This window comes from Rhodococcus sp. IC4_135 (assembly GCF_011602025.1).
GTDB classification, from domain to species: domain Bacteria; phylum Actinomycetota; class Actinomycetes; order Mycobacteriales; family Mycobacteriaceae; genus Rhodococcus_F; species Rhodococcus_F baikonurensis.
In genome coordinates this window covers 1-261 of sequence record NZ_JAAOLG010000156.1, presented here as the reverse complement: position 1 = coordinate 261, position 261 = coordinate 1, and the positions used below count along the sequence as shown (strand labels likewise).

The 261-nt window shown below is 63.2% G+C and carries 1 protein-coding gene; it reads left to right on the top strand.

The features are described 5' to 3' along the window. The coding region (locus G8767_RS35425; RefSeq protein WP_277346956.1) for a beta-ketoacyl synthase N-terminal-like domain-containing protein at positions 1-261 on the top strand (261 nt) is incomplete at both ends.

Here is a 261-nt window from a genome sequence, read left to right as displayed (position 1 = left end):
ACGTGCCCGCCCTGACCATCAACAAAGTGTGCCTGTCCGGCATCGACGCCATCGCCCTCGCCGACCAACTCATCCGCGCCGGAGAATTCGACATCGTCGTCGCCGGCGGGCAGGAATCGATGTCCCGCGCACCCCACATGCTCGAAAAAAGCCGCGAAGGCTTCAAATACGGCGACGTCACCCTGCGCGACCACATGGCCTACGACGGCCTCCACGACATCTTCACCGACCAGGCCATGGGCCTGCTCACCGAACAAGTCA